The sequence below is a fragment of the Pseudomonas putida genome (genome assembly GCF_050989985.1).
GTDB lineage: Bacteria > Pseudomonadota > Gammaproteobacteria > Pseudomonadales > Pseudomonadaceae > Aquipseudomonas > Aquipseudomonas putida_AI.
This window is the reverse complement of record NZ_CP158815.1, coordinates 3,988,734-4,012,545: the sequence shown is the minus strand read 5'-3', so window position 1 is coordinate 4,012,545 and position 23,812 is coordinate 3,988,734. Positions and strand designations below refer to the sequence as shown.

Annotated in this window: 18 protein-coding genes and 4 pseudogenes; 13 read left to right on the top strand and 9 right to left on the bottom strand. The window is 60.8% G+C overall.

Annotated elements, in window-relative coordinates; all coding sequences use genetic code 11:
- Positions 1-7: 7 nt before the first annotated feature.
- Positions 8-1,372: a cache domain-containing protein gene (locus ABTV29_RS18425; RefSeq protein WP_433766086.1), complete on the bottom strand. Its 1,365-nt coding sequence runs from the start codon at positions 1,370-1,372 to the stop codon at positions 8-10.
- A gap of 473 nt (positions 1,373-1,845) precedes the next feature.
- On the opposite strand from ABTV29_RS18425, the gene ABTV29_RS18420 reads away from it, so the two are divergent.
- Positions 1,846-3,903, top strand: coding sequence for a carbon starvation CstA family protein (locus ABTV29_RS18420; RefSeq protein WP_433766084.1), 2,058 nt, complete (start codon positions 1,846-1,848; stop codon positions 3,901-3,903).
- A gap of 15 nt (positions 3,904-3,918) precedes the next feature.
- Positions 3,919-4,116, top strand: a complete 198-nt coding sequence (locus ABTV29_RS18415) for a YbdD/YjiX family protein (RefSeq protein ID WP_008051268.1) — start codon at positions 3,919-3,921, stop codon at positions 4,114-4,116.
- A 60-nt stretch (positions 4,117-4,176) separates the two neighbouring features.
- Here the strand turns inward: ABTV29_RS18415 and ABTV29_RS18410 are convergent, their stop codons facing one another.
- The 4 genes and pseudogenes from ABTV29_RS18410 to ABTV29_RS18395 all read right to left on the bottom strand — a co-directional run bounded on the left by ABTV29_RS18410 (position 4,177) and on the right by ABTV29_RS18395 (position 6,635).
- Positions 4,177-4,356: a hypothetical protein gene (locus ABTV29_RS18410; RefSeq protein ID WP_433766082.1), complete on the bottom strand. Its 180-nt coding sequence runs from the start codon at positions 4,354-4,356 to the stop codon at positions 4,177-4,179.
- Positions 4,357-4,475: 119 nt separating this feature from the next.
- Positions 4,476-5,597 carry a methyl-accepting chemotaxis protein gene (locus ABTV29_RS18405; RefSeq protein WP_433771933.1) on the bottom strand — a complete coding sequence of 374 codons (1,122 nt, stop codon included), beginning with the start codon at positions 5,595-5,597 and terminating at the stop codon, positions 4,476-4,478.
- Positions 5,598-5,624: 27 nt separating this feature from the next.
- A pseudogene (locus ABTV29_RS18400) lies at positions 5,625-6,101 on the bottom strand (MCP four helix bundle domain-containing protein); the annotation flags it as partial.
- A gap of 375 nt (positions 6,102-6,476) precedes the next feature.
- Positions 6,477-6,635 (bottom strand): hypothetical protein, encoded by a 159-nt coding sequence (locus tag ABTV29_RS18395; protein ID WP_433766080.1) that lies wholly within the window; start codon positions 6,633-6,635, stop codon positions 6,477-6,479.
- A 229-nt stretch (positions 6,636-6,864) separates the two neighbouring features.
- On the opposite strand from ABTV29_RS18395, the gene ABTV29_RS18390 reads away from it, so the two are divergent.
- Together ABTV29_RS18390 and ABTV29_RS18385 are read left to right on the top strand one after the other, a co-directional pair.
- A complete protein-coding gene (locus ABTV29_RS18390; RefSeq protein WP_433766079.1) occupies positions 6,865-7,770 on the top strand; it encodes a hypothetical protein in 906 nt (301 codons plus the stop codon).
- A gap of 114 nt (positions 7,771-7,884) precedes the next feature.
- Positions 7,885-8,952, top strand: coding sequence for a GGDEF domain-containing protein (locus ABTV29_RS18385; protein ID WP_433766077.1), 1,068 nt, complete (start codon positions 7,885-7,887; stop codon positions 8,950-8,952).
- A 142-nt stretch (positions 8,953-9,094) separates the two neighbouring features.
- Here ABTV29_RS18385 and ABTV29_RS18380 read toward each other — a convergent pair whose 3' ends face one another.
- Positions 9,095-10,660 carry an aldehyde dehydrogenase (NADP(+)) gene (locus ABTV29_RS18380; RefSeq protein ID WP_433766076.1) on the bottom strand — a complete coding sequence of 522 codons (1,566 nt, stop codon included), beginning with the start codon at positions 10,658-10,660 and terminating at the stop codon, positions 9,095-9,097.
- 8 nt (positions 10,661-10,668) lie between these two features.
- Positions 10,669-11,292, bottom strand: coding sequence for an isochorismatase family cysteine hydrolase (locus ABTV29_RS18375; RefSeq protein WP_433766074.1), 624 nt, complete (start codon positions 11,290-11,292; stop codon positions 10,669-10,671).
- Positions 11,293-11,415: 123 nt separating this feature from the next.
- Here ABTV29_RS18375 and ABTV29_RS18370 point away from each other — a divergent pair, with 123 nt between their 5' ends.
- The 4 genes and pseudogenes from ABTV29_RS18370 to ABTV29_RS18355 form a co-directional block, all read left to right on the top strand.
- Positions 11,416-11,916 carry a winged helix-turn-helix transcriptional regulator gene (locus ABTV29_RS18370; protein WP_433766072.1) on the top strand — a complete coding sequence of 167 codons (501 nt, stop codon included), beginning with the start codon at positions 11,416-11,418 and terminating at the stop codon, positions 11,914-11,916.
- A gap of 219 nt (positions 11,917-12,135) precedes the next feature.
- Positions 12,136-12,474 (top strand): hypothetical protein, encoded by a 339-nt coding sequence (locus tag ABTV29_RS18365; protein WP_433766070.1) that lies wholly within the window; start codon positions 12,136-12,138, stop codon positions 12,472-12,474.
- A 245-nt stretch (positions 12,475-12,719) separates the two neighbouring features.
- Positions 12,720-13,799, top strand: a pseudogene (locus tag ABTV29_RS18360) (PDC sensor domain-containing protein); the annotation flags it as partial.
- A 372-nt stretch (positions 13,800-14,171) separates the two neighbouring features.
- A pseudogene (locus ABTV29_RS18355) lies at positions 14,172-14,708 on the top strand (methyl-accepting chemotaxis protein); the annotation flags it as partial.
- 136 nt (positions 14,709-14,844) lie between these two features.
- Here ABTV29_RS18355 and ABTV29_RS18350 read toward each other — a convergent pair.
- Positions 14,845-15,396: a TetR/AcrR family transcriptional regulator gene (locus ABTV29_RS18350; protein ID WP_433766069.1), complete on the bottom strand. Its 552-nt coding sequence runs from the start codon at positions 15,394-15,396 to the stop codon at positions 14,845-14,847.
- A gap of 109 nt (positions 15,397-15,505) precedes the next feature.
- On the opposite strand from ABTV29_RS18350, the gene ABTV29_RS18345 reads away from it, so the two are divergent.
- The 4 genes from ABTV29_RS18345 to ABTV29_RS18330 all read left to right on the top strand — a co-directional run bounded on the left by ABTV29_RS18345 (position 15,506) and on the right by ABTV29_RS18330 (position 21,793).
- Positions 15,506-15,832: a LysR family transcriptional regulator gene (locus ABTV29_RS18345; protein ID WP_433766068.1), complete on the top strand. Its 327-nt coding sequence runs from the start codon at positions 15,506-15,508 to the stop codon at positions 15,830-15,832.
- A 94-nt stretch (positions 15,833-15,926) separates the two neighbouring features.
- Positions 15,927-17,186 carry a multidrug efflux RND transporter periplasmic adaptor subunit MexE gene (mexE, locus tag ABTV29_RS18340; RefSeq protein WP_433766066.1) on the top strand — a complete coding sequence of 420 codons (1,260 nt, stop codon included), beginning with the start codon at positions 15,927-15,929 and terminating at the stop codon, positions 17,184-17,186.
- 12 nt (positions 17,187-17,198) lie between these two features.
- A complete protein-coding gene (locus ABTV29_RS18335) occupies positions 17,199-20,378 on the top strand; it encodes an efflux RND transporter permease subunit (protein ID WP_433766064.1) in 3,180 nt (1,059 codons plus the stop codon).
- The gene (locus ABTV29_RS18330; RefSeq protein ID WP_433766063.1) at positions 20,375-21,793 is read left to right on the top strand and encodes an efflux transporter outer membrane subunit; all 1,419 of its coding nucleotides are present in this window, start codon (positions 20,375-20,377) and stop codon (positions 21,791-21,793) included. Before ABTV29_RS18335 ends, ABTV29_RS18330 begins: the two co-directional genes overlap by 4 nt.
- 355 nt (positions 21,794-22,148) lie before the next feature.
- On the opposite strand, the gene ABTV29_RS18325 is transcribed toward ABTV29_RS18330, so the two are convergent.
- A complete protein-coding gene (locus ABTV29_RS18325) occupies positions 22,149-22,709 on the bottom strand; it encodes a YSC84-related protein (RefSeq protein ID WP_433766062.1) in 561 nt (186 codons plus the stop codon).
- Between the two features lie 366 nt (positions 22,710-23,075).
- On the opposite strand from ABTV29_RS18325, the pseudogene ABTV29_RS18320 reads away from it, so the two are divergent.
- Positions 23,076-23,381, top strand: a pseudogene (locus ABTV29_RS18320) (TolC family protein); the annotation flags it as partial.
- Positions 23,382-23,812: the final 431 nt, after the last annotated feature.

Below are 23,812 nucleotides of genomic sequence, written 5' to 3'. Positions count from 1 at the left end.
GGTTGTCTCAGCTGTGTCTGTCGCCGGAGGGTTTCATCGGCAGCAGCACATCCAGCTCACTTCGCCCTGGCACGGAAACCAGATCGAACCGGCCGCCAAAATGTTCGACACGTTCGCGGATATTGCGCAGGCCGATGCCGGCGTGACGACGCTCGACCTGGGCGACGTTGAAGCCCACGCCGTCATCGACCACCGTCAGGCGCACATTGTCTTTGGAGCCATGCAGGGTAATGGATACGTGTTTGGCCTGGGCGTGCCGTTCGATGTTCGTCAGGCCTTCCTGGACAATGCGAAACAGCGAGACCGCCGCGCCATCGACCAGTTGGCAGTCGAATTCATTGTCCGTGTAGCTCACCGTCAGGCCGCTGCGCTGCTCGAATTCCGCCGCCAGTTGGCCGATGGCCGCTTGCAGGCCAAGGGTGTCGAGCAAGGATGAGCGCAGGTCGTGGGACAGGCTGCGAACCTCGCCTATGGCTTCGCCCAGGCGCTCCGTGGCATCGCGCAAGATTCCCAGCCCCTTGTCCTGGCCATTCTCCAGCACATGGCTGGCCAGTTCGAACTGAAACTTGATCGAGACCAGCACCTGGCTGATGCCGTCGTGCAGCTCCCGGGAGACCCGCGAGCGTTCTTCTTCCTGCAGGCTGACGATGCGCTGGGTCAGGCGTTGCAGCTTTTTGTCCGCCAGCCGATGTTCGCTGACATTCAAGGTCATGCCGGTGCCGAACACGAACAGCACCGCCACCAGCGCCACCACGGCAATCGCCATCATGGTCTTGCGAATGCCCATGGCCACTTCGGCACGGGCCTGCTGCGTGGCGCGCTCGACGTCTTCCAGATAAATGCCGGTGCCGAGCATCCAGCCCCAGCGATCAAGCATCACCACGTAGGCGAGCTTGTCGGTGACCTGGCCGGAGGAGGGCTTGTTCCAGGCGTAGCGCTGGAAACCTTCGCCCGATTGCGCGCTTTTGAGCAACGCCTGAATCACCGGCAAGCCGTGGGGGTCTTTCATGTCCCACAGGTATTGGCCCACCAGTTCGGACTGGCGCGCGTGCATCAGGCTGCGGCCTTCATGGTCGTAGACGAAGAAGTACCCGTTGATGCCAAAGCTGAGTTTGCGCAGTTCTTCCAGCACCTGTTTCTGCGCGGCGGCGTCGCCGTGGCCATCGTCGTACAGCGGCTCGATCAGGCTTTGCGCCATCTCTACGTAGTTTTTCAGCTCCGCGCGCTTGCTCGCCAGAATGCTGTCTTCGATCAGCTGCGCCTGTTGATCGCCCAATTGACGGTTCAGGGAAATCACCAGCGCGCAGATGACGGCAATGGCCAGTACCAGCGGCAGGATCCCGAGGGCGACGATCTTGTGTTTGAGCTGCATTTTTACTCTTCGCCTCGGGCTACTGTAGGAGCGAGCCTGCTCGCGATGGACGTCAACGGTAATGCCGGGTACCTGACACCCCGCGACGCTCCGGGATGCATCGCGAGCAGGCTCGCTCCTGCAGTTTGGGGAATGGCAGTGGGCCGGCATCATAGGCCAAAGATACGCTCGCCGAGTAGCGCTGCTGGACGGAATGACCGATGGCCGGATGCATATAAAAAACCTGTGGGAGCGAGCCTGCTCGCGATGGCGGTCGCACAGTCGACACCGATGTCGGCCTTTACATCGCTTCGCGAGCAGGCTCGCTCCCACAGGTTGATTGAACTCATCTACGTAGAACTACGTAGACGCCGCATACGTAGTAACGCGGATTTATTTGTGGACGCCATGCGCGGATATTGGGCCAGCTCCGCATAGCGGACACAATTATAAAAATTACCGCCGCAGTCACGAGCTGTCGGCAGGAGACCCATATGCCCCGTCTGGCTAAACACCTCGCCTGGTTTGCCGTGGCTGTCCTTGGAGCGATTGCGCTGAGTGTCGTGGCCCTGCGCCGCGGCGAAGCGATCAACGCCCTCTGGATCGTAGTCGCAGCAGTCGCTATCTACCTCGTTGCCTATCGTTACTACAGCCTGTTCATCGCCAATAAAGTGATGCAGCTGGACCCCAATCGAGCCACGCCTGCCGTGCTCAACAACGACGGTCTGGACTACGTTCCGACCAACAAGCACGTTCTGTTCGGTCACCACTTCGCGGCCATCGCCGGCGCGGGGCCTCTGGTCGGCCCGGTCCTGGCGGCGCAGATGGGCTACCTGCCCGGCACGCTGTGGCTGATTGCCGGCGTGGTATTGGCCGGTGCGGTGCAGGATTTCATGGTCCTGTTCATGTCCACCCGCCGCAACGGTCGTTCCCTGGGCGACATGGTGCGTGAAGAAATGGGTCGCATCCCCGGCACCATCGCGCTGTTCGGCTGCTTCCTGATCATGATCATCATCCTCGCGGTGCTGGCGCTGATCGTGGTCAAGGCCCTGGCCGACAGCCCGTGGGGCATTTTCACGGTGATGGCGACCATCCCGATCGCGATGTTCATGGGCATCTACATGCGCTACATCCGTCCGGGCCGCATTGGTGAGATCTCGGTGATCGGCGTCGTATTGCTGCTGGCTTCGATCTGGCTGGGCGGGCAGATTGCCGCTGACCCGGTCTGGGCCAAGGCCTTCACCTTCACCGGTGTGCAGATCACCTGGATGCTGATCGGCTACGGTTTCGTCGCCGCGGTACTGCCGGTGTGGCTGATCCTGGCACCCCGTGACTACCTGTCGACCTTCCTGAAAATCGGCACCATCGTCGCCCTGGCCATTGGCATCCTGGTGACCATGCCCGAGCTGAAAATGCCGGCCCTGACCCAGTTCATCGACGGCACCGGTCCCGTATGGAAGGGCGGTCTGTTCCCGTTCCTGTTCATCACCATTGCCTGTGGCGCGGTGTCCGGTTTCCACGCGCTGATCGCCTCCGGCACCACGCCGAAGTTGCTGGCCAGCGAAGGCCATGCCCGTTACATCGGTTACGGCGGCATGCTGATGGAATCCTTCGTGGCGATCATGGCCATGGTCGCTGCCTCGGTAATCGATCCGGGCGTGTACTTCGCCATGAACAGCCCGGCTGCCGTGGTTGGCGCCGACGCTGTTGCCGTTGCGCAAACCGTCAGCAGCTGGGGTTTCACCATTACCCCTGAAGCGCTGCAAGCAGTAGCCCATGACATCGGCGAGACCACCATCCTGGCCCGTGCCGGCGGTGCACCGACCCTGGCGGTGGGGATCGCGCAGATCCTGCACCACGTGCTGCCGGGCGAGAACACCATGGCCTTCTGGTACCACTTCGCGATCCTGTTCGAAGCACTGTTCATCCTGACCGCGGTCGACGCCGGTACCCGTGCCGGTCGTTTCATGCTGCAGGATTTGCTCGGCTCCTTCGTGCCGGCACTGCGTCGCACCGAATCCTGGACCGCCAACCTGATCGCCACCGCCGGTTGCGTGGCCATGTGGGGTTATCTGCTGTACCAGGGCGTGATCGATCCGCTGGGTGGCATCAACACCTTGTGGCCGCTGTTCGGCATCTCCAACCAGATGCTGGCCGGTATCGCGCTGATGCTCGGCACCGTGGTGCTGATCAAAATGAAACGTCAACAGTATGTGTGGGTGACCCTGCTGCCAGCGGTATGGCTGCTGATCTGCACCACCACCGCCGGCTTCATCAAGCTGTTCGACGCCAACCCGTCGATCGGCTTCCTGGCCCTGGCGAAGAAGTACAGCGATGCACTGGCCAACGGTCAGGTACTGGCCCCGGCCAAGAGCATCGATCAGATGCAGCACGTGATCTTCAACGCCTACACCAACGCAACCCTGACTGCGCTGTTCCTGTTCGTGGTGTTCAGCATCCTGTTCTTCGCGCTCAAGGTCGGCGTCGCCGCCTGGGGCAAAAAAGAGCGCACGGACAAAGAAGCGCCATTCAAGCCAGTGCCGCAAGCGTGATAGAGGATCTGCCGCATGTTCAATGACCTGAGTCGCCTCGGAAAATACCTCGGTCAGGCCGCGCGCCTGATGGTGGGGATGCCCGACTACGACAACTACGTCGAGCACATGCAAAGCAAGCATCCGGACAAGCCGGTGATGGACTACGAGGCGTTCTTCCGGGAACGCCAGGAGGCCCGTTACGGCAGCAAGGCCGGACCGAAGTGCTGTTGAGTCAATAAAAAACCCGGCTGAATAAGCCGGGTTTTTTTATTCTGTCGTTACGTCCCGCATTTACGCTGTTCGGCCCGCATTCGCCTCTTGCCTTTCACCCCGACTGTTGGAGGTATCCGGCATCTGTATCTCCAGTGCCCGGACGGTGGCCCTGGCGTTATGGATGAGGCGAAACAGGACGGCGACGATGGCGATCGACAGCAGCGGCCAGTAATAAATAAACAGGGTTTTCAGGGGCATGGCATTTCCTCGCGCTGCATACATTCCTTATGACGCCGACATCTTTCACTGAATTGGAGATGAATGCCGTCAAGCTACCCTAGCGCCTGTTAATGACGATTTTGATATCGGCCTGCCGGTTACAGGCTGAATCGCTGCAGAACGCCTCCCAGCCCGTCGGACATCGCCTTGAGTTCCTGGGTTGTTCGCACGATCCCGCCTTGGGCAGCAGCGTTCTCTTCCACGCTTTGCGCCACGCGTTCGACGTTGCTGGCCACTTGTTCGCTGGCTGCCCGCTGTTCCTGCAGCGACATCGAAATGAAACTGATGGCGGCAATGGATTCGTCCAGCGCTTCCTTGATCCTGTGCATGGATTGCCCGGCGTTTTCGACCAGTTTCTGGCCATGACTTACGCGCTCGCAGCCGGCGGCCATGCTGTCCTTCGCCTTGACCATGCCGTTTTGTATGGCATTGACCAGGGTTACGATTTCGGTGGTCGATTGGGCGGTGCGTGCGGCCAGGCTGCGGACCTCATCGGCGACCACGGCGAAACCCCGGCCTTGTTCACCCGCGCGCGCCGCTTCGATGGCTGCGTTGAGGGCAAGGAGGTTGGTTTGCTCGGCGATGCCGCGAATCACGCCGACAATCAGGCTGATATCGTTTGACTGGATCGCCAACTGGTCGATGTCCGATGAGCTTTGTGCAACCAGATCGGCGATCTGCCCCATTTCCTCGATGGAGGCGTGCATGACCGCCATGCCTTCACCGGTGATTTCGCCCGCTTTCTGCGCGGTGTCCTGGGCCTGCCGGGCATTGTCGGCGATGTGATTGATGCTCACCGACAGCTCTTCTACCGTGGCCGCCATGGAGGAGGCGGTCTCGCTTTGCAGGGCTGCGCTGCTCAATCCCTGTTCCGAGGACGCTGACAGTTGCAGGGTAGCGCCTTCAATTTGCCCGGAGGTCTGGCTGATCTTGCCGATCATATCGCTCAGGCTGTGACGCATGGCCTGGACGGAATGCAAAACCCCCGTCGAGGGCTTTTGCCGATCATCGTGCGTGCGAGCCAGTTTTCCCAGGGCGATGTTCGCACTGATGGCCGCCAGTTCTGCCGGTTCAGCACCGAGCTGGCGGCTCAACATCCTCGAGAAGAACAGTGAGTAGCCCGCGCCTGCAATCAGCGCCAACGCCAGAATCAACAGGCAGAGTTGGAGGTTGGAGGTATAGGCTTTCTGGTTCAGTTCGAACTGGTGCCTGGCTTCCACCAACTGCACCTCGATCAACTCGGAGAATTTGTCTGACAGGGGGTCAATCAACTGATACAGCTGGTCGGTTGCGAATCGCGCGAGACCCGCGTCGTCGTTCTGTCGCAGCATTTCCTGCAGTTTTTGCAACGGCCCACGGGTGGAAGCCATGAGTGGGTCGATCTGCGCGATGAGTTGCGTTTCCGCCGTAATTAATTGCGTCGATTTATAGGCCTGCCACGTCTGGTCGATTTCCTTCTGGGCCTGTTCGATCTTGCTCAGCGATTGGGTTTTGGTGAAGTTGCCGTTGCGCGCCTTGTGGGTGGCGTCAACGATGTTCACGGCATACAGATCGGCGATTTTTTTCAGATCCCGCAGCGGGACGACGCGGTCGAGGTAGACAGTCTCCAGGCTGTGTACCGCGGATTGCATGCCCAGGAGTCCAAGGCCGCCAACGCACAATAATCCCAGCAATAAAACACCGGTCAGCAACAGAAGATGAGTTCTGATTTTCCAGCTTTCCATGGTCTGGCATTCCTGATCAGTAATTGAGAGGGTCTATCAAGGAGGGGGAGGTTATTACATGATGCACTGAAGGCATATTGGCATCATGTACTGTGCAGGCAAAAAAAACCGCTGCGTTTACCGGCGAGAACTTACGAATTGGCGACGTTCGGCAGAATTCGCAGCCGGAGTCTTCCGGCCCTTTGACGCAGATGCTTGCAGGCACGGACAAGTGGTGCCGCAGGACATTGTCGAATGTTCAGCGAGCAGATCGACCATTTGGCGCGAGCAGGGGGAATAGCCTCCGCGCACCGGTTCCCCGGTGGCGTGAGCAATAGCTATGAAGGAGGGAAATTCAGCGGGCGGGAGCGAACATGCAGCGCAGTGGCGATGGCTTCACGCCAGGTAAATACCCGACTGGTCTTCTTCGCAAGCGTCGGCATGCTGCATGCCCAGTGCCTGATCAGCCATTTTCGCCTTGTGAATCTGACGGCACAGGATCGCTGCCAGGGCGATGGCCAGCACAAACCAGCAGATCAGGACATTCAGGAGCATGGCTTTTCCTCGGGCGGGAACATTTCTGGATGAGTGCCGCCATCAGTCGCGGGGCAATATGACATCATTATGCCATGCATTAGTGGCATTGTGCTGCCGCTTGTCGTTTGCCAGGCTGAAATTCACAGAGTAAAGGCTCTGATCCGCTGTTTTTGCCCGCAGCTGACCCTTTGCGCGGGGAGGGGTGCGCTTCTAGAGTCGCAGGGTCAGCTTCAGGGAACCTCAGGTCATGTACAGCGCACTGGAAATACCGGCTTGTTCACGGCGGCTTCACCAGCGGATTTACGCCGGCGAGATCCTGCGCGTCACGGACTTGCCGCCGATGCTGGCGCTGGTGCAAGCCACTCGGGGCTTGCTTGAAGAGGCGCTGCATCCGTGGTCGCCACCTGAGATCCATCGCTACCTGAGCCATAGCGAACAGACCGTTCGTTTTGCCCAGTGCCAGAGCGCCTTTGCCAGTAGCGCCGAAATTCGCCGGTGCTGGCAAACGGTAGTGGAAAGCCTGGGCATTGCTGTGGATGCGCTGGCCTGTGATCGCCTGCACCTGCGTTTTCAGCCACACCGAGAGCCGCAGCAGATCGCGCCACGGGCCAGGACCACGGCCACCATTGCCTTTCATCGTGACACCTGGGGCTCCAATCTTTATGCGCAAACCAATTGGTGGGCGCCGATTTATCCCATCACCACAGAGCGGACTTTCGCCCTGTACCCGGATTTATGGGCGCGGCCACTGCGCAATTCCAGCGCGGATTTCGACATGCGCGCGATCCTGCAACGGTCCCATCGCGACGGGCGCAATGCGGTGGATGCCGATGAGGCGATCCCGCACCTGCTGGAAACCATCGATGCGCAGCAGGGCATTGCAGTGGATATCGCGCCGGGCAGCCTGATTGCCTTTTCCGGCGCGCACGCCCATGCCGGTGTGGGCAACAGCAGCGGATTGACGCGGATCTCCTTCGAAACCCGCTCCATCATGATCGACGACCTGCTGGCCGGGCTGGGCGCCCCCAACGTCGACGGCCACGCGCCGTGGATGACGCCGGGCCTGTTTCGTCGCATGAGCGATGGCCGGCGCCTGAACGAGATTCTCGGCTGCGGGTTTATCGAGCCCTACCTTCATCCAGCACTTCGCTAGCAAAACCCCAGGATTAAATGGTGGTAACAATCAAACCGGGATAGCCGTTTGTCGGGCGTATCGGTATGCTCAGCGCACTGCCAAACGCCAATGATTAACAACCACAGTGATTTCATGAGCCAATCAGACACGCGTGCGAATGTGCTAGCGCTTTATCCTGAAGACTCCCGCGAGGCGGCGGCGCTGCTCAAGCAAGCCGTACCCCTGATGGTTCGCCACAATATCCCGCCCAATCCCGTGCATTACGCGCTGTGGTACACCTACAGCAAAGGCCAGGAACCGGAGCTCAATCGTCATCTGGACCGCGTGGTACGGGATTTCGACGGTTGCCCGCCAGAGTCCGCCACCCGGCTGTTTCGCGAATTCATCATCCGCGACGAGCTGGAGGACGCCCGTGCCGGACAGCAACAGGTGATCAGCCTGGTCGATGGCATGGAGCGGGATGTCTCGCGCAGCGTGAAGGGCAGTGTCAATTTCCAGAACCGTCTCGGGCAGTGCCTGGAGATGCTCGAACAACCGGTCAGCGACCGTTTGCCGGGCATCTTGAACGAACTGCAGCAGAGCACCCGGCTGATGCAGAGTCAGCAGGAACACTTCCTTGCCCAGCTGCAATCGGCGCAAAGCGAAATCAAAACCCTGCGCGACAAGCTCGAGCGTGCCCAGCAGGCGGCGACGCTGGACGGGCTGACCGAACTGCTGAATCGCACCGCGTTCACCCGTCTGTTGGAGAAGGCCCTGGCCAAGGCCGGCGGGCAGGTCGCGTTAGTGATGCTGGATATCGATCACTTCAAACATTTCAACGATCAGTACGGTCATCCGCTGGGCGACCGCGTGCTTCAACACGTTGCCCAGGTGTTGCGCGGCGCGCTGGTGGACGATGCGTTCGCCGGGCGTTACGGCGGCGAAGAGTTCTGCGTGGTGCTGGAAAACTGCGCCGGCCTGGAAGGTGCCTGCGCCTTTGCCGAGCAGCTGCGCCTCAAGGTTCAGTCGCTGCGGATCAAGGCACGGGGAACCGACACCGTGCTGGACACCATTACCGCGTCCTTCGGTGTTGCCTTCGTCGAACCTGGCGACAACCTGGAAACCCTGCTGACCCGCGCCGATGATGGCCTTTACGAGGCCAAGCGCAATGGGCGAAACCAGGTGGTTGCATTGCAAAAGGCACGGGAACATCAGCGCTGACCCGATTCCCTTCTAAAGCATTACCTGTGGGAGCGGGCTTGCTCGCGAATGCAGTGGGTCAGTCAACGTAGATGTTGAATGTGATACCGCTTTCGCGAGCAAGCCCGCTCCCACATTGGTTTGATGCCAGGCGCGAAACCGATTACTGACCGTCCACGCTGCGCGGCAACCCGAGCGGATTGAGATCGCGCAGGGCCTCGGGCAGCAAACTGTCCGGGAAGCCCTGATAGGTGATCGGGCGCAGGAAGCGCTCGATGGAGGTCATGCCCACTGACGTGAAGCGGCTGTCCGACGAGGCCGGGAAGGGGCCGCCATGGATGGTCGCGAAGGACACTTCCTGCGGATGGGCGAAAGCGTTGACCACGATCCGCCCTGTACGCCGCTCCAGCACCGGCAGCAAGCGTCGAGCCAGGGCCAGATCCGCGTCTTCAAGGTGCAGGGTCGCGCTGAGCTGGCCGCGGAACGCACGGGCGACCGCCAGCATCTCGGCTTCATCCCTGACCTTCACCAGCAATGCCGCCGGGCCGAAGACTTCATCGGCCAATGCCGGCTCGCTGAGAAAGCGCTGACCGTCGACTTCGAGCAACCCCGATCGTCCATCCAGCTCGGCATGGGCCACCGCGCCCACGGCCACCAGGCTCGCACCCGCGTTTTGCAGGTGATCGAGGTTTTTCAGGTAAGCACCATGAATGCCCGGGGTCAGCATCGGCCGCGCCGGGGCGTCGGTCACGCGCTTGATCATGGCCGCGCGCAAGGCCGCAAAACCATCACCTTCGACGGTGATCAGGATCGCCGGCTTCAGACAGGCCTGGCCGACATTGACCAGCATGCGCTCGACGAAACCGTCACCGATCTGCGCGCCCCGTGCGGCCAGGGCCTGGGGCAGGATGAAGGTGGGATTGACGCTGGTCATCTCGGTAAACACCGGGATCGGGTCGGGGCGCAATTGCGCACGGCGATACAGGGCCATGCCGCCTTGTTCGGAACCGGTGAAGGTCACGGCCTTGATCAGCGGATGATCGACCAGGGCTTCGCCAATGGCATTGCCGGCGCCGCGCACCATAGAGAACACACCGGCCGGCAGGTTGCTGTCCTGCACCGCCTTGAGAATGGCGCGCGCCTGAATTTCCGAGGCACCGGGGTGGGCGTTGTGGGCCTTGACGATCACCGTTGCGCCCGAAGCCAATGCCGAAGCGGTATCGCCGCCGGCAACGGAATAGCTGATGGGGAAGTTGCTCGCGCCGAACACCGCGACGGGGCCGATGGCGATTTTCTGCAGGCGGTGATCCATCCGTGGCCGAGGCTGGCGATCGGGCTGCGCCGGGTCGATGGCCAGGTGCAGAAAGCGACCCTTGCGCACGACGTCGGCGAACTGGCGGAACTGAGTGGCGGCCTTGGCGGCTTCACCTTGCAACTGGGCTTCGGGCAAGCCGGTTTCCAGTGCGGCCCGGGCAGCCAGTTGCGGGGCGACGGCATCGAGATTGTCGGCGATGCGCTCCAGGAACGCCGAACGTTCGGCGAGTGAGGTATGGCTGTAATGATCGAAGGCTTCGTCGGCGAGGTTCGCCGCCCGATCCACTTCGGCGACGCCACCCAGGGCGAAATCCGGCTCGATGGCCTGGTTGGTCGCGGGGTTGAGCGCTTTCAGGGTGCCTTCGGAAGCGGGAACTTCGTTGCCGCCGATCAGGAAATTTCCGGTCAGGTTCATGTTTTTGATCACTGCTTGAGGGTGGCGATGAGTTGTTCGGTGGTCACGATCGAATGGGCGAACGTGGGGCCGTTCAGTTCATGGGCCGAATGCATCATTTCCGGCTTGAAGGCGGCGGTTGCGTCGCGCACCAGGGTGACGTGATAGCCCAGTTCCTGTGCGTAACGGGCGGTGGCTTCGATGCAGGTATTGGCCAGCAGGCCGACGATGATCACGTGGGTGATGCCTTTCTGCTTGAGGCGGAAATCCAGGTCGGTGTTGGCAAAACCACTGGAGCCCCAGTGTTCCGAAGCGATGATGTCGCCTTCCTGCGGCGCGAAATCCGGATGCCATTCACCACCCCATTCGCCACGGGCGAAGTGATGCATGTGCTGGATCTTGCACTGGGACGGGCTTGGGTGGGACCAGTTCTCGTAATCGCCTTGTTCCCAGCGACGGTGCGGTACGATGACCACCTGAATATCGGCGGCGCGCACGGCGCGATCCAGCGCGCGCAGGTTGTCGAGCAGGCCCACTTGCTCGGCGATCGGCTTGATCAGGGGGAAGACGCGACCGCCTTCGGAGAGGAAATCGTTGTAGGGATCGACCAACAGGTAGGCGGTGCGATCCAGCGGGTAGGCAGCGTTCGACATGACAAATTCTCCAGAGTGAATGGCTGGGCTACTCAAAGAGCTACTCAATGAGCTATGCCATGGGCTTGCCCTGGCACGGTGTAGATATGATAATCATAGTTACTATGAAAGAGGCAAGTGTGCATGACCGTAAAAAAGACTAGTCCTGAAACTTTGTGCCCGATTGCACGGGCCGAGGACATCGTCGGAGACCGATGGACGGTATTGGTCCTGCGCGAATTGTTCATGCGCAATCATCGTTACGACGAGATCCAGGCGCAGACCGCAGGCACGCCGCAGATGGTTGCGGCGCGCCTGAAAAGCCTGGAGGCGGACGGGATGGTCGAGCGCCGCGCCTACAGCGAGCGGCCGCCGCGCTACGAGTACCACCTGACCGCCAAGGGCGAGGCGTTCTACTCGGTGGTGCTGGCGCTGCGGGCGTGGGGGGAAACCTGGTGCAAGTCGGAAGGGGAGGGATTGGCGGTGCGCTATACCCATCAGCCTTGCGGGCACGAGGCGGGGCTCGGACCGCTTTGCGATCATTGCGGGCAGTTGCTGCGCCGTGAAGAGTTGGTCAGTGAGCCTTCCCAGGGGTATGTCGAGGAGCGGGCAGCGAGGCGCGAGGCGTTCAAGGGCAAGCCCTGAACGGTCCCCCTGTAGGAGCGAGCAGGCTCGCGATGGACGTCAACGATAACGCTGGGAACCTGACACCCCATGGCGTTCTCAAGTCCATCGCGAGCATGCTCGCTCCTACAACAACTATTGCTTCACGTAATAGTCACAATCACTCATCACAAGTTCTGTTGCCGGTGGCAAACAAGGAAAATCGCGCCCATCCAAAACGCTCACGCAGGAATCGGCGCGATGAACCTTTACACCCGGCTGACGATTGCCGCCTCTTTGTTGTTGTCAGGCTGTGCCTCCACGCCAAACGACCCGACGCTGACCTTGCAGACGAGCAAGGCACCGGCGGACTACGCCAATTGTGTCTTGCCAAAACTGCAGCATGATTCGATGCACGCGACAGTCTCGGAAACCCAGCGCAGTTACCGCATCGTGGTGTCCAGCAAAGTGGCGGCCAACGATGTGCTCGAGGCCCGCAAGGCCTCGAACGGCGGCAAGGTGTTCTTGTATGAACGCACGCTGCTGGCGTCGACTTTCGGGCCTTCGCGACTCGAACGTGCCGCGCAGGAATGCTTGTAATCCAGCGCTGAAAAATCCCTTTCTCAACCCGGCGAACAGGCTTGTATCAAGCCTGTTCGCCGGGTGTTTTGTGCTGCATTTTTCCCTGCCTTTTTTTGGTTGAACAAGTGTTCATTTAAGTTGCATCCGGGACGTTCGTGTCGATATAGTGGCTTAATAATATCAACTATAAAAAACTGCCAGCAGGGCTGCTGCACTCACACTTTTGCGCGGGCTGTGCTGGCTGACATATCGTCTATTCGAGAATGTTCATGCCTAATCGCTCACTGCACTTCAAGCTGTTCTGGACGGCGCTGATTGGCACCGTCGTCGTCATGGCGCTGTTGCTGGGCTCCATCGCCTACATTGCCTACGGCAATTCCGTCAAAGAAACCTTTGCCCTGGTCGACAGCGTCGTGAAGGCCAACGCCAAGGAAGTGGAAGTCGAACTCGGTGCCGGCTATACCGTGGCCGAGTCCCTGGCCAGTGTTGCCACGGCGATGCAGCAACAGCAGGTCGACCGCAAGACTGCCGACGTGCTGACCCGCCAGCTATTCGAGGCCAATCCCGGGTTTCTGGGCCTCGGTCAGTATTGGGAACCGAACGCCTTCGATGGCAAGGACAGTGAGTTCGTCAACCAACCCAATCACGACGCTACGGGTCGCTACCTGACCTGGTGGAACCGTGCCGGCGGTTCGGTGAAGTCCGAGGCGTTGAGCGGTTATGCCCCGGAAAACGCCGACAACCAGTATTACTACCGCCCGCTGCATACCCGCCAGCCATGGGCGTCCGAACCCTATGCCTACAGCGCCGGCGGTGGCCAGCAGATGATGCTGGTGTCGATCATGTTGCCGCTGCTGCAGGGTGGCAAAGCCGTGGGCGTGGCGGGGGTGGATATTCCGCTTGAAAGCATCAACCGCCAGCTGGCGAAAATCGATGCCTACAAAGGCTATGGCGCACTGGTGTCCAGCGACGGTCTGTACGCCAGCCACCCGGATGCCAAGCGCCTGAGCAAGCCGGCCGATGAGTTGCCAGCCGCGGCCAAGGACGCGATCAAGGCGGGCAAGCCTTACAGTTTCGAGCTCGATGGCTGGGGTTATGTGCTGCAACCGGTGCGTATCGGCAAGGCGCCGAATTATTGGGCATTGATGGTCGCTTACCCGTTGGCCGAAGCCATGGCCGGCATCAATCACTTCCTCTACACGGCGGTGGTCATCGGCCTGGTGGCATTGCTGGTGCTGGCGATCGTGCTGTGGCACTTGCTGGCGTGGCAGATTCGTCCGTTGTCGGGCCTGACAGTCGGCATCCAGGCCTGGGAAGGCGAACTGGGGCTGCGTTTCGAACAACGCAGTGGCGATGAAACCGGCAAGCTGGCCGGCGCGTTCAACCAGTTCATCCAGCGCCTGGGCAATCTGGTGGGGTCGATTCGCCAAAGCAGCACCACCCTGATGCAGATCTCCAATCATTTGGGCGACACCACCCAGGCCGTCGCCGAACGGGCGACCTCGCAACACACCGCTACCGAGGAAATGGCCAGCGGCGTTACGGCACTGGCGCATTCGGTGACCGAGATGTCACAGCAAGCCGAGGACGTCGAGCAACTGGCGCGCAACACCGAAGTGCTGACCACCAACATCTCCACCGACATGAGCCAGACCCTGGCCGGCATTACCCATATCGACCAGACCATGGACGTGGTGGCCGGTGCGGTGGGGGATCTGGAGAAACGCTCGCAACAGATCGCCGGGATCATTGCGGTGATTCGCAGCATTGCCGACCAGACCAACCTGCTGGCCCTGAACGCGGCGATCGAAGCCGCGCGGGCAGGGGAGCAGGGCCGCGGGTTTGCCGTGGTAGCCGATGAAGTGCGGCAACTGGCCGAGCGCACCAGTCGCTCCACCGGGGAAATCGGCGAGATGATCGGCGCCATCGGTTCGGACGTGCGCAACACCGTGGCCAACGTTCAGCAAGTCGGCGAAGCCGTGCGCCAGGGTGTGGTGCAACTGACCACGTCGGCACAGGGCGTGGATCAGATCCGTCAGCATGCGCAGGACATTCTGACGCGCATCAGCGAAGTCGCCCGCCAGACCCAGAGCCAGGCGGCGACGGGCGAGCAGTTGTCCGTGGCAATCCAGGGCGTCAGCCGGATCTCCGAACAGAATGACCAGGCGATCCGTAGCCTGCTCGATCAGTCGGTGAAACTGCGGGATCAGGCCGGGTCGCTGAGTCAGCAGCTGACGCAATTCAGGGATTGAAAACGGCCCTGTGATCTACCCCTCCTGTAGGAGCGAGCCTGCTCGCGATGGACGTCCAGACAACGCGTTGATTCAGACAGTACGCGTTATCGTTGGCGAACTTCGCGAGCAGGCTCGCTCCTACAGGGGGACGCATTTATGGCGCCCAGGCATCAATCACCGAAGTCAAAAACTGCTTCGCCAGTTCAGGCTTGTCCACCGCACGGGCAATCAGCATGGCCCCGGCAATCGATGCAATGACCTCCTGCGCCTGCTGGAGTTTTTCCTCCTGTGTGTCGCCCTCAACCAAGGGCATGAGGATTTCAATGAAGTGCTCGATCCCCTGGGTGAAGGACTGGCTGACGCTGCCGCCGGCGCGGGCGACATCGGTGGCCAGCGCGGGAATTGCGCAGCCCTCGGTCCAGTTTTCCAGGTGTTTCTGGGTCAGATAACGCTTCACCAGTTCGGGGATCGATTTGGCGTTTTGCCAATTGCGGATGTTGGTCTCGAACGTCCGGGTGACAGCCTCCGACGCCAACTGTTCCTTGCCACCGGGGAACTGCCCGTAGAACCCGCCATGGGTCAGCCCGACCGAGCGTGAAAGCTCGCCGATTCCGATGCCGTCGATGCCTTTTTCCCGGTACAGCCGGGACGCGGCGGTGAGGATCGCTTCTTTGTTTTCCGCCGCCTTTTCTTTGGTCACTTTCATCAGCTGCTCCTCGGGCCAATTGCCCTTGCCGCGTGCAAGTCGTCGCCAAATATCTTGTAATGATTATGGTCGTAATATATCGTCAGCGCAAATACCTGGTGGACATGTCATGAACCGTAGTGACCTGCGCAGTATCGACCTGAATCTGTTGGTGGTGTTCGAGGCGCTCATCCAGGAGCGCAATGTCACCCGCGCCGCAAGAAGGCTTTCGATGGGCCAACCGGCCGTCAGCGGTGCACTGCGGCGGTTGCGAGCGTTGTTCAACGATCCTCTGTTCAAGCACACGGGTCGGGAGATGAAGCCCACCCCCCGAGCCATCTCGATTGCGCAGACCCTTGGTCCAGCGCTGGATTCGGTGTGCTGTGCCATCTCGAACACCGAGGATCAGGCGGGGCAGGCCGGTTTTTTTGCCCTTATACATGATGATCATCATTAATAGTAATAGCCAAGTTCACTCTGTTCGATTCGTCGACGCCTCGCGCGAGGCCGAGACTTCGCAAACCCCTAAAACCGTCTGGCGGACACAGCCCATGGATCAGTCACTCAAAGCTTTTCGTTACCCGATTGCCGCACTGGCGCTCACGATGCTCACCGCTTGCGATCGTGCGCCCGTCGCCGCCAATGCACCGGGTGCGCCCCATGTCACTGTCGCCAAGGTGATTGAGCAGCCCATCACCGAATGGGATGAAGTCACCGCCCGCCTGGAGGCGCCGGAAACCGTCGAGGTCCGTCCACGGGTGTCGGGGCAGATCGAACAAGTGGCCTTCACCGACGGCGCGCTGGTGAAGAAGGGCGACCTGCTGTTCCAGATCGACCCCCGGCCGTTCGAGCACGAAGTACATCGTTTCGAAGCCCAGTTGCAACAAGCCCGCGCCACGCTGGTTCGCACGGCCAACGAAGCGCAGCGCGGTCAACGCCTGCTGGGCAGCAATGCGATATCCGCCGAGCTGGCCGACACCCGTACCACCACCGCACAGGAAGCCAAGGCCGGTGTCGACGCGATCCAGGCGCAGCTCGATCTGGCCCGCCTGAACCTGAGTTTCACCCGGGTCACCGCACCCATCAGCGGCCGCGTCAGCCGCGCCGAAATCACCGCCGGCAACATCGTCACCGCCGATACCACGGCGCTGACCAGCGTGGTCTCCACCGACAAGGTCTACGCCTACTTCGATGCCGACGAACGCCTGTTCCTCAAGTACAACCAGCTCTCGCGCCAGGGCCAGCGCGGCCAGGCCACGCCGGTGTACATGGGCTTGTCGAACGAGGAGGGCAACACTCACCTGGGGCAGATGAACTTCGTCGACAACCGGGTCAATCCGAAAACCGGCACCATCCGCGGTCGCGCGGTGTTCGATAACGCCGACGGCCAATACACCCCCGGCCTGTATGCGCGCCTGAAACTGGTGGGCAGCGCGGCCTATGCCGGCCTGCTGATCAAGGACGAAGCGGTGGGCACGGACCTTGGCAAGAAGTTCGTGCTGGTGGTCGACCAGGACAACAAGACCCTGTACCGCAACGTTGAGCTGGGGCCGAAACTCGAAGGCTTGCGCATCGTGCGCAGCGGCCTGAACAAGGACGACCGCATCGTCATCAACGGCCTGCAACGGGTGCGCCCGGGCGCCGTGGTCGCCCCGCAAGACGCGCCGATGGCCGACCCTGAAACCGTCGCAGCCCTGACCCGTCAGCGCCAGGCCGTCGAAGCGAGCAATAAACCTGCAAGCCCATCTCCCGCATCCGCTAAATCACCTGCCCTGGTGAAGACGGATGCGGCTGTGACACCTCGCGGATAAGGGCCCACCGACATGAAATTTTCCCAGTTCTTTATCACCCGGCCGATCTTCGCCGCGGTGCTGTCGCTGCTGATCCTGATCGCCGGCGCCATCTCGCTGTTCCAGTTGCCGATCAGCGAATACCCCGAAGTGGTGCCGCCGACCGTGGTGGTGCAAGCCAACTATCCGGGGGCCAACCCCAAGGTGATCGGTGAAACCGTGGCCGCACCGCTGGAACAGGCGATCACCGGTGTCGAAAACATGCTGTACATGTCTTCGCAATCGACGGCCGATGGTCGCTTGACCCTCACCGTGACCTTCGCCCTGGGCACCGATCTGGATAACGCTCAGGTCCAGGTGCAAAACCGCGTGACCCGCACCGAGCCCAAGTTGCCGGAAGAGGTGACGCGCATCGGCATCACCGTCGACAAGGCATCGCCGGAACTGACCCTGCTGGTGCACCTGGTGTCGCCGGACAAGCGCTACGACATGCTCTACCTGTCCAACTACGCGATCCTGAACGTCAAGGATGAGCTGGCGCGCCTGGAAGGTATCGGGACCGTAAAGATGTTCGGTATCGGCGACTACTCGCTGCGTATCTGGCTCGACCCGGACAAGACCGCCTCGCGCAATCTCACCGCCACCGACGTGGTCAATGCCGTGCGCGAACAGAACCGCCAGGTTGCCGCAGGCCAGCTCGGATCGCCGCCTGCGCCGAATGCCACCAGCTTCCAGATGTCGATCAACTCCCAGGGGCGGCTGGTCACCGAAGAAGAGTTTGAAAACGTGATCATCCGCAGTGGCCCGAACGGCGAAATCACCCGCCTGAAGGACATTGCCCGGATCGAACTGGGCTCCAACCAGTACGCCTTGCGCGCCATGCTCAACAACCAGGAAGCGGTGGCAATGCCGATCTTCCAGCGTCCGGGTGCCAACGCCATCGACGTGTCCGACCAGGTGCGGGCGAAGATGGCGGAGCTCAAGAAGAGCTTCCCCGAAGGCATGGATTACGAGATCGTCTACGACCCGACCATCTTCGTGCGCAGCTCCATTGAAGCGGTGGTGCACACGCTGTTCGAGGCTTTGATCCTCGTGGTGCTGGTGGTGATCCTGTTCCTGCAAACCTGGCGCGCCTCGATCATTCCGCTGGTGGCGGTGCCGGTGTCGCTGATCGGTACCTTTGCCGTGATGCACCTGCTCGGGTTTTCGCTCAACGCGCTGTCGCTGTTCGGCCTGGTGCTGGCCATCGGTATCGTGGTCGACGACGCGATCGTGGTGGTGGAGAACGTCGAACGGAACATCGAGTCCGGACTGGAACCGGTCGAGGCCACCAAGAAAGCCATGGGCGAGGTGACCGGGCCGATCATCGCCACCGCGCTGGTGCTGTGCGCGGTGTTCGTACCGGCGGCGTTCATCTCCGGGCTCACCGGTCAGTTCTACAAGCAGTTCGCCCTGACCATTGCCATCTCGACGGTGATTTCTGCCTTCAACTCGCTGACCCTGTCGCCAGCGCTGGCGGCGGTGCTGCTCAAGGGCCATGACGCACCGAAAGACCGATTCTCCAAAGTGCTCGACCGGATGCTCGGTGGCTGGTTGTTCAGGCCCTTCAACCGTGTCTTCGAAAAAGCCAGCCATGGCTATGTGGTGGGCGTGGGCAAGATCGTGCGCGGCAGCAGCGTCGCCTTGCTGATCTATGCCGGCCTGATCGCGCTGACCTACATGGGCTTCAGCACCACACCGACGGGTTTCGTACCGACCCAGGACAAGAAGTACCTGGTGACCTTCGCGCAACTGCCGGATGCGGCGAGCCTGGATCGCACCGAATCGGTGATCCGGCGCATGAGCACCATCGCCATGAACGAACCGGGCTTTGACAGCGCCGTGGCGTTCCCGGGGCTGTCGATCAACGGCTTCACCAACAGCCCGAACGCCGGCATCGCGTTCATCGGCCTGCGCCCGTTCGATGAGCGCAAGGACCCGAGCCTGTCCGCCGGGGCGATTTCCGCCTCGCTCAATGCCAAGTTCGGCGAGATTCAGGACGCCTACACGGCGGTTTTCCCGCCACCGCCGGTCCAGGGCCTGGGCACTATCGGCGGCTTCCGCCTGCAGATCGAGGACCGTGGCAACCTGGGCTACGACGAGCTGTACAAAGAGACCATGAACATCATCACCAAGAGCCGCAATGTGCCGGAACTGGCCCGGGTGTTCACCAGCTACACGGTCAACGTGCCGCAAGTCGAAGCCGCCATCGACCGGGAAAAGGCCAAGAACCACGGGGTGAAGATCAACGATATTTTCGACACCTTGCAGGTCTACCTGGGCTCGTTGTACGCCAACGACTTCAACCGCTTTGGCCGTACCTATCAGGTCAACGTGCAGGCCGAGCAACAGTTCCGCCAGGAGCCGGAGCAGATCGGTCAGTTGAAGGTGCGTAACGATCGCGGCGAGATGATTCCGCTGGCGACCTTCATCAAGGTCAGCCCGACGTCGGGGCCGGACCGGGTTTCCCACTACAACGGTTTCCTCACTGCGGAAATCAACGGTGGCGCGGCCCCCGGCTACAGCTCCGGCCAGGCGCAGGCCGCAATTGAAAAATTGCTGAAAGAGGAATTGCCCAACGGCATGACCTACGAATGGACTGACCTGACCTACCAGCAGATTCTGTCCGGCAACACCGCGTTGCTGGTGTTCCCGCTCTGCGTGTTGCTGGCGTTCCTGGTGCTGGCGGCGCTGTACGAGAGCTGGAGCCTGCCGCTGGCGGTGATCCTGATTGTGCCGATGACCCTGCTATCGGCGATTGCCGGGGTGATCATTTCCAAGGGCGACAACAACATCTTCACCCAGATCGGCCTGATCGTACTGGTGGGCCTGGCGTGCAAGAACGCGATCCTGATCGTCGAGTTCGCCAAGGACAAACAGGACCAGGGCTTCTCCCCGCTGGACGCCGTGCTGGAGGCTTGCCGCATGCGTCTGCGGCCGATCCTGATGACCTCGTTCGCCTTCGTCATGGGCGTTGTCCCGCTGGTGACCTCCAGCGGCGCAGGTTCGGAAATGCGTCGGGCCATGGGTGTCGCGGTGTTCTCCGGCATGCTGGGGGTGACCTTCTTCGGCCTGTTGCTGACACCGGTGTTCTTCGTCCTCATCCGCCGCTACATCGAACGCAAGAAAGTACGTCAACAAGCCCGCGCACTGAACCTGGAGGTGCAACCATGAATGCTCTGAAGTTGTTTTTACCCAGCCTTCTGGTGACTGCCCTGGCCGCCTGCACGGTGGGGCCGGACTACAAAACCCCCGACACACCGCCGGCAAACAGCGTTTATGCGAAAGCGGCCAACTACGACCAAACCCGTTTCGAAAGCGTGTGGTGGCAGCAGTTCGACGACCCGACGCTGAATCAACTGGTGAGCAAATCCCTGGAGGGCAACCGCGATCTGCGCGTGGCCTTCGCCCGCTGGAAAGCGGCCCGGGCGATTCGGGACGACATCAGCAATGACAATCTGCCGGTAGTCACCAGCCGGGTCAGTAGCGTGCAAGGTAAATCACAGGTACCGGGCCAGACCGAACACCGGGTCAATACCGAGCGCTACGACCTGGGGCTGGACATGGCCTGGGAAGTCGACCTGTTCGGTCGCATCCAGCGTGCGCTTGAGTCGAGCAACGCCCGGGAAGACGCGGCTGCGGCGGACCTGTATCAACTGCGGGTGACCATGATCGCTGAACTGGCCGACGCCTACGGGCAACTGCGCGGCGCGCAACTGCGGGAAAAAATCGCCCTGGCCAACCTCAAGAACCAAAGCGATTCACGGGCCGTGACCGTCAGCCTGCGCGATGCCGGCGTCGGTAACGAACTTGACGTGGTGCGGGCCGACGCACGTCTGGCCGCCGTCGAGGCCAGCGTGCCGCAACTGCAAGCGGAACAGGTGCGGCAGAAAAACCGCATCGCCACCTTGCTCGGCGAGCGCCCGGACCAACTGAGCGTATCCCTGAGCCCGAAAGACCTGCCAGCCATCTCCAAGACCCTGCCCATCGGTGATCCCGCCGAACTGCTGCGCCGTCGTCCGGACGTGCTCGCAGCCGAGCGCCGGCTCGCTGCCGCCACGGCGGACGTCGGCGTGGCCACCGCCGACCTGTTTCCCCGGGTCAGCCTGAGCGGTTTCCTCGGCTTCACCGCCGGGCGCGGTTCGCAAATCGGCTCCGCCGCCGCCAGAGCCTGGAGCCTGGGCCCGAGCATCACCTGGGCCGCGTTCGACCTGGGCAGCGTACGCGCACGGATTCGCGGTGCCGATGCCGACGCAGAAGGCGCCCTGGCGACTTATGAACAGCAGGTGCTGCTGGCGCTGGAAGAATCGGAGAACGCGTTCAGTGATTACGGCAAGCGTCAGCAGCGGTTGCAGTCGTTGATCAAACAGAGCGAGTCGAGCAGGGCGGCGGCGGACCTGGCGGCGACCCAATACAAGGAAGGTGCCGTGGATTATCTGGTGCTGCTCGATGCCCAGCGTGAGCGACTCAATGCCGAGGATGCGCAGGCACTGGGGGAAACCGATCAGTATCGAGGGATCGTCGCGATCTACAAGGCGCTGGGTGGCGGGTGGGATGCCGGTGGTAACAAGGTGGCCGCCAGGAACTGATTGTAGGAGCGAGCTTGCTCGCGAAAAACCAACAGACGCCTTGAGCATCTGGTTCTTCGCGTAATCGTTCACGACCATCGCGAGCAGGCTCGCTCCTACAGAGGATCTTTTGCGAACACAGATATTGTGTTCGGCGCAGATCAAACTGTAGGAGCGAGCCTGCTCGCGAAAAACCAACAGACGCCGCTGGGCATCTGGTTTCCCGCGTTATCGTTAACGACCATCGCGAGCAGGCTCGCTCCTACAAAAGGGCAAAGCTGGTTTCTGTCAGCTTTTAAATGTCTTTTGCGGTGCGTGTTTAAGCACCCTCAAGATCATTTCCTGAAAGCTACAAAACCTTGCGTGGTTGCCTACCTCACCGCTTGATCTTGGAAATTTTCGTGCCTTCGATACTGATGCCAGCCATCAACCCTTGCTGGTCGAAGATGAACGCGTAGGCATCATCCTTGAGCGTCGAGCTGGACAGGTTTTTCGCCACCCCTTCATCGACCATCACCACCGTTGGCCCTACACCGACTTCCCAACCCTTGGATTTCGCCAGGTAGTCGAGCGCCTTGTCCGTCATCAGAAAAACCGCATAGCCGTAGGATTGGGCGCCGGCTTGCAAGCCCCAGGAACCGCTGACGGAGTTGTAATAGTCCTCGACCTGCGTGCCCTTCATCAGTACGCCTTCACCATAACTGCCGCCAAACACCAGGCCGGCCTTGACGATGTTCGGGAAGACCAGCACGGCCTTGGCCTTGTGCGCGATGGTTTCAGAGAAGGGATTGGTCTTGTACAGCGCTTGCAATGCTTGCCGAGAGTCGGCATTGAGGTCTTCGGCGGTGGCCGCGCCGGCGGTGTTCAGCAGGCTCGCCGAGACCAGGGAGGCAGTCGCGAGAACGATCGAAAGGAAGAACCGCATGGATTGAGTCATTTGCGTACTCCAATGAGGGAGCAGTGGATGGGTGCAGTGGTTCCCTGATCAGGAGCGGAGCCCACTGAATATTATCCGGAGCACCCTGAAGTGTAGGGGGTGAAAGCCTGCTGCGGGAGCGCAGCACGATGCCATCAATTGTTGTGACCGCTGTGGGTGGGCCGGGTTCGTTATCAGGGGCCCGCGTTTGGCTGTTCCAATACAGCGCAACTTCAGGATGCCAAGGACGAAGAGCGCACCAACCTTTTCTAACCGGAGCCACGCATCCCCAAGGGTGGACGAGTGGAGCTGAGCGGCTGCCGCAGGCTGCGATCTTTTCGGGCTACCGATGAATCACTTCAACCCGGCAAACACCAGCTTTACTAAGAGATGTTGTTGGCGCTGGAAGAATCGGAGAACGCGTTCAGTGATTACGGCAAGCGCCAGTAGCGGTTGCTGTCTTTGATCAAGCAAAGTGAATCGAGCAGGGCGGCGTATCTGGCGGCGACCCAATACAAGGAAGGCGCCGTGGACTATCTCGTGTTGCTCGACGCCCAGCGTGAGCGGCTCAATGCCGAAGATGCCCAGGCACTGGGGGAAACCGATCAGTACCGGGGGATTGTTGCGATTTACAAGGCGCTGGGTGGAGGGTGGGATGCCGGTGACAATAAGGTGGCGGCCAGGAACTGGTGATCCGCTCTTTTTGTAGGAGCGAGCTCGCGAAAAAACAGCAGGTGCCAAGCTGCATCTGGCTTCGCGCGTTATCGTTCTCGACCATCGCGAGGCTTCCGTCGTGATGGCTCCCCACTTCGTGACGAGGGAGCTTGCCCTTGTTGGACTGCGCAGCAGGCCCATTTTTTGGATCGCTTCGCAACCCGACTGAAGCAAGCTCTTTCGCCACAGATATGTGGTTGATAGTGAGCGCGACATTATTGAACCGCCCTTGCACAACCTCTGACCCTTGGTCGGTATTCGTTCGATTTCAAACCTCGGAACACACGTACCGTCGGCGAATTTTCATCCAATTCCCTTGGTGATCCGTGCTCTGAGCGCTTTTTGAAAGACATAGCAAAAGATGTTAATCAGCATGGAGTTATGCGTTGGAGTCGCTGCAAATTACTCCG